This is a genomic window from Calothrix sp. CBUCES-K 9914 (assembly GCF_059640475.1).
Genome location: NZ_JBXXZH010000421.1, coordinates 1 through 5,076, shown reverse-complemented (window position 1 = coordinate 5,076; position 5,076 = coordinate 1). Strand labels below are relative to the sequence as shown.

At 41.4% G+C, this 5,076-nt stretch carries 5 protein-coding genes; 1 reads left to right on the top strand and 4 read right to left on the bottom strand.

What is annotated here, in order from left to right:
• Positions 1–68: 68 nt before the first annotated feature.
• Complete coding sequence (locus tag AC2JBO_RS42940; RefSeq protein WP_496959728.1) at positions 69–455, bottom strand: hypothetical protein; 387 nt, start codon at positions 453–455, stop codon at positions 69–71.
• A 279-nt stretch (positions 456–734) separates the two neighbouring features.
• On the opposite strand from AC2JBO_RS42940, the gene AC2JBO_RS42935 reads away from it, so the two are divergent.
• Positions 735–1,421: a M23 family metallopeptidase gene (locus AC2JBO_RS42935; protein WP_496959726.1), complete on the top strand. Its 687-nt coding sequence runs from the start codon at positions 735–737 to the stop codon at positions 1,419–1,421.
• A gap of 31 nt (positions 1,422–1,452) precedes the next feature.
• Here the strand turns inward: AC2JBO_RS42935 and AC2JBO_RS42930 are convergent, their stop codons facing one another.
• The 3 genes from AC2JBO_RS42930 to ftsH form a co-directional block, all read right to left on the bottom strand.
• Entirely contained in the window at positions 1,453–1,821 is a 369-nt protein-coding gene (locus tag AC2JBO_RS42930; RefSeq protein WP_496959725.1) for a nuclear transport factor 2 family protein, read from the bottom strand.
• Positions 1,822–2,281: 460 nt separating this feature from the next.
• Positions 2,282–2,971 (bottom strand): hypothetical protein, encoded by a 690-nt coding sequence (locus AC2JBO_RS42925; protein ID WP_496959724.1) that lies wholly within the window; start codon positions 2,969–2,971, stop codon positions 2,282–2,284.
• A gap of 157 nt (positions 2,972–3,128) precedes the next feature.
• Positions 3,129–5,039, bottom strand: coding sequence for an ATP-dependent zinc metalloprotease FtsH (ftsH, locus tag AC2JBO_RS42920; RefSeq protein ID WP_496959727.1), 1,911 nt, complete (start codon positions 5,037–5,039; stop codon positions 3,129–3,131).
• Positions 5,040–5,076: the final 37 nt, after the last annotated feature.

The following is a 5,076-nucleotide window of genomic DNA, read 5'->3' as shown; positions in this document are numbered from 1 at the left end:
CAGCACTCAGCACTCAGCACTCAGCACTCAGCACTCAGCACTCAGCACTCAGCACTCAGCACTTTCTACTACTCTTCTGACTGTCCGTCTCTTCTGCCTAATTCGTATACTCCGCATCCCATACACGCTAGTATTCCAGTACTGATGCCCCAACTTCCTCCTAAGCCAAGGTCGAGAAGCCAGTTTGTGATGGCGCCAAAAATGAGGAACGGTACAATGCTAAACACCGAAGCGTAAAATGCGTTTTGTGATTCTCTGGCTTTGCGGGTTTTCTCAAATTCTTCTTTACTGGTATAAAGGAAACCCTCGGCGAAGTTAAACCAGCGGTCGAGTAAATCTGTAACTTTGTCTCTGAGTTTGGAGAAAGCTAGATATAGTGCTAATGACCACAGACTGGCGCCTGCAATGGCAACTGTATTTATTTCAAAGCTAAAGGGTAATATTTCAAGCATGATTCGAGAATGGGCGGCAAGGATAACGAGCGTTTATTGGAAGTTTAAAATTAAAATTAACATTTTTTGCCGGATTGGCAACATTCAAGTTTGTACTGCGTTTAAACTGATTGCTATTGATCTTTTTAATACTATAGATATTGTATTTTTTAGCTGTTAAGCTTGATATGACATCAATTACCTGATTTTAATCATTTGTATAAATAATACATGTTAGAATTTGTAAGCAGTGTTAATACTGAGATATTTCGACTAAAACCTATTGCCTTAAGGAAGCTTCGGATGAGTAAGCGGCGACACAAATCCCTAAAAACTGGAGTTATCTTATTTACATTGGGATTGAGTCTGGCACTTTCAGTCATTCTATTTCCTAAGCAAGAAGCTTTAGCTACTGCTAATTCTGTTTGGCAAGCAGCTTCATTTCCAGTAGAAAATTTTCAAGCTTATACATCCCCTTTTGGCTACCGTCCTTCCGCTACAGGTGGTAACGGTTGGGAATTTCACAGTGGTTTGGATATTGCGGCACCACGAGGTAGCTATATTCGTAACTGGTGGACGGGTACTGTTGTAAAGGTAGAAGACGGTGGTGCTTGTGGAACCTATATTGTTATTCAATCTGGACAATGGCAGCACACCTACTGTCACATGGAAGGTAATGTTGAAACTGCCAACGGTGTACGTTATTTGGTTGACCGCGCGGGTGGTATTCAACTTGCAGCTGGTATGCAAGTCCCCGCAGGAGTTCGAATTGGTCGTGTCGGGATGAGTGGACGCACTACTGGACCCCACTTGCACTGGGGATTAAAGTTTAATGGTAATTATGTTGACCCTGCATTTGTACTACGGGCAATGTTCTCGCAACAGCAACCAGTTGGAAGACAAGCAAGACAAGGTTCATCCCTAATTAACCTTACTCAAACACGAATAAAAATTCAAGAGTCTAAATTTATTCGGGATTCTGGATATTGATTATGTAGAGACGTTACACGTAACGTCTCTACTACTTAATAGATTGGTTATCAATATATTCGCGCCAACGTCGGATATAACCGTTCTCAAAATCAACTACTATAACATCTTCAGCAGCCTCCTGCTTTTTCGTCTTGTTGTCAGTTTCTTCCCAGTACCATTCCACAGCAGCGGAATCCTTACCTATAAAAATCCGACGAATCTCAATGTTTACTTTTAAATTTTTGGCTGTAAATTCGGTAAAAGCGTCATGAATTGCTTCCTTTCCTTGCCATCGCTGACCAGGAACAATAAGTTCACCATCCGCAGTAAATAAAGATGCAAATCCAAATGCATCGCCGTATATCCAAGCTTCTTTAGCTTTAATAATTATTGATTTTATTTGCTCTGGCTCTAACATTTACAAATCAAATAGTATGTCAAAACGGACATAGGCTTCAGCCTCAACGACCTTAGCCTTGTCAGTATTTATTAAGGTTATTTTACGACAGCTTGCACGTTCTTTACCTCAGACCGCTCTGACGAAGGGTTTCGCCTTCCCTCGGTAAAGATTAAATGGAGGAAGCGATAGAAACTCCATAAACTTTTACTGCCTTTTCTTCACACCATCTATATCTCTGACATCGCTCTCCTTCGAGATATAGCACTGGGTCACAGCGGCACAACACCCATACAGTGCGTTTTGGTCATCACATTTACAAATATATCAATGCTTTTGATAAATATTATCTCTCCATAGTCATAATCATGTCGTAATCATATCTATTTCTAAACAGGTAATCTGAATCAATTAAAATTCATACTATTGTTAGAAGTTCTCTTACAAGGTATAAATTTCCCTTGGTGTATAAAGTGCCAATCTAGGATTCCTTCATGCGCTCTGCGTGCTGCAAACGATTGAACTCTTTCTGCTCTAAAGTCAGTATTGCGTAGTCAATAGGAGAACGCATGTCCCACTGAAGCTGTGCTAGCAATAACAAACTGGCGCCAATTACAAATCCAGTCGCAAAATATTGCCAAGCAATAAAATATGGCAAACACAAAATACTAAGAGTATGAATTATACCAAATAAGACAAATGTACGTGATTTAATTGCAAATCCCGTGCAAAAATATCCAATCGCACTTAAACTTAACCAAAGCGGACAGAGATTTACAAGCACTGTACCCAATTGAAAAAATACACCCAAGTCGGTTAATAACCCTCCCCCTAGCATTAATGCAGCCCAAACATATACTAACCACGTTAAGCGCTCAACTTGCGCCCAAAACATTGTAAAACCAACCATTACAGCTACACCTACTGAGGTTAGCACAGACCATATAACTGCTTGCACTGTCCAACTAATTGGAAAAAATTGCGCTACCGAAAACATCAAAATTGCGATTAAACCCCAAATAACAAATACTTGGTCAATACGTGTATAAACTACAGACAGTACTTGATTGCGAAATTGCCAGTGAATATGCCAATAACCTTGTAAATCTTGAATATCAATAGTTTTCTGTTTCCAACGTAATAATGGCTCTTTCAAAGAAGTAACTGTCATATCTATTGGTTTGTGTCCTTAAATTTGGCGAGTTCATATTCCCGACTTCTCTAAGAAGTCGGGAGTCTTACCACCCTTGAGATGTCAAAAATTTTGTAGAGACGCTTATGCTAATGAGTGCGTCTCTATCAAAATGCGAAATTAAACGTAGCCTCTTCTACTGAATGGCTTTTGCTAATTCTTTTTCAGGAAGTTGTGTATATTCGGCGACGATTTTACGGAATTGTTCACCTTCAATTGTTTCCTGTTCGACTAGCAAATCTACTAGACGGTCAACTAACGGGCGGTTTTCACGGATAAGTCGCCGTGCTTCTTGGTAACAATTACTAGCAATTTCTCTGATTTTGCGGTCAATTTTGATTGCCACTTCTTCAGAGTATTCGTTACGTGTTACCCAGTCACGACCTAGAAAGACATCATAATTTTGGTTTTCTAACGCTACTAAACCTAAATCTGTCATCCCGTACATCGTTACCATTTTACGGGCAATATTTGTCACCATTTTCAAATCCCCACTGGCGCCTCCGGTAACTTCGGGTTCGCCAAATACTTCGACTTCGGAAGCTTTTCCACCCAAGGTCATGGTGATGTTGTCTTTCATCCACGCGCGTGTGTAAAGTCCGCTGTCGATAACTTCTTCGTTTAAGATTTGCTGCGAGAAACCACCAACACCACCCGAACGGGGAATGATTGTGACTTTATTGAGAGGGTCAGAGTGTGGTAACAATGTTGCTAGTAGTGCGTGTCCGACTTCGTGGTAAGCAATCAAACGTTTTTTCTTGCTATCCATTAATGGGTTTAAAGTTAACCCAATCGTCAAACGGTCAATAGCATCATCTATTTCTAATGGTGTTATCGCTTCTTTACGGCGCCGCGCGGTTAAAATTGCAGCTTCGTTAAGTAAATTTGCTAAGTCGGCGCCTGTAAAACCTGGTGTACGACGTGCGATAACTTCCAAAGAAACTGCGGGGTCTACTTTCTTATTACGTGCATGAACCTTGAGAACTTCCAAACGTCCTTTTCGGTCGGGTGCATCAACAATTACCTGACGGTCAAAGCGTCCGGGACGCAATAACGCTGCATCAAGAACATCAGGACGGTTGGTAGCAGCAATAATAATGATACCGTTATTACCCTCAAAACCATCCATCTCAGTCAGCAACTGGTTGAGGGTTTGTTCGCGCTCGTCGTTTCCACCACCAATACCCGCACCACGCTGGCGACCAACGGCATCTATTTCATCTATAAATATTAAACAAGGAGCATTATCTTTAGCTTTTTTGAATAAGTCACGTACTCGTGAGGCGCCGACACCGACAAACATTTCTACAAATTCTGAGCCAGAAATACTAAAGAAAGGTACAGCAGCTTCCCCTGCAATAGCTTTGGCAAGTAATGTTTTACCAGTTCCGGGTGGTCCAACTAATAATACTCCTTTGGGAATACGGGCACCGATAGCAGTGAATTTTTCTGGCTGTTTGAGGAAAGTAACAACCTCTTGTAGCTCTTCTTTCGCTTCTTCAATACCAGCCACATCATCAAACTTGATACCTGTTTTTGCCTCAATTTGGAAACGTGCGCGCGTTTTGCCAAAGTTCATCGCTTGCGAAGAAGCATTCGAGGAACGACGTAAAAACAGCAGCATCAAAGCTACCAATGGCAAAATCCACATTAAGTTTATCAGCAGTCCTACAGCAGCACGGCTATTTTGCGAAGAATTCTCTCCAAACTCAACTTTATTTTGGTTAAGTTTAGCTATCAACTCCCCGTTTTGATTCAAAAGCTGAACTCGTAGTGGTGGTGCATCTGGCTTTTGACTCTTTAAAAACACTCTCGCCGTTTGGTCGGTTTCGTCAAGTTCAACCTTCCTAACTTCGCCATTCTGGGCTTTTTTTATTAGTTCACTATAGCTCAGTTGGTTATCTGACTTCTGCTGTTGCTGTTGTGCCATTACAGGCGCCACACCTACCACAGAAGGCAGCATCAACATACCTGCTGCTAGCGCCCCTGTTAACGCCTGTTTTACTGGTTGCCTCTTACCTAATACGTTTTTCTCAAATTTTTCCATAATAAAGAACCTTTGTTTTGCTGCTATTAAGTCGCGC

What these genes read in the sequence shown, in the direction of transcription:
- ftsH (WP_496959727.1), bottom strand. Translation starts at nt 5,039, where the DNA reads ATGGAAAAATTTGAGAAAAACGTATTAGGTAAGAGGCAACCAGTAAAA.
- AC2JBO_RS42930 (WP_496959725.1), bottom strand. Translation starts at nt 1,821, where the DNA reads ATGTTAGAGCCAGAGCAAATAAAATCAATAATTATTAAAGCTAAAGAA.
- AC2JBO_RS42925 (WP_496959724.1), bottom strand. Translation starts at nt 2,971, where the DNA reads ATGACAGTTACTTCTTTGAAAGAGCCATTATTACGTTGGAAACAGAAA.
- AC2JBO_RS42935 (WP_496959726.1), top strand. Translation starts at nt 735, where the DNA reads ATGAGTAAGCGGCGACACAAATCCCTAAAAACTGGAGTTATCTTATTT.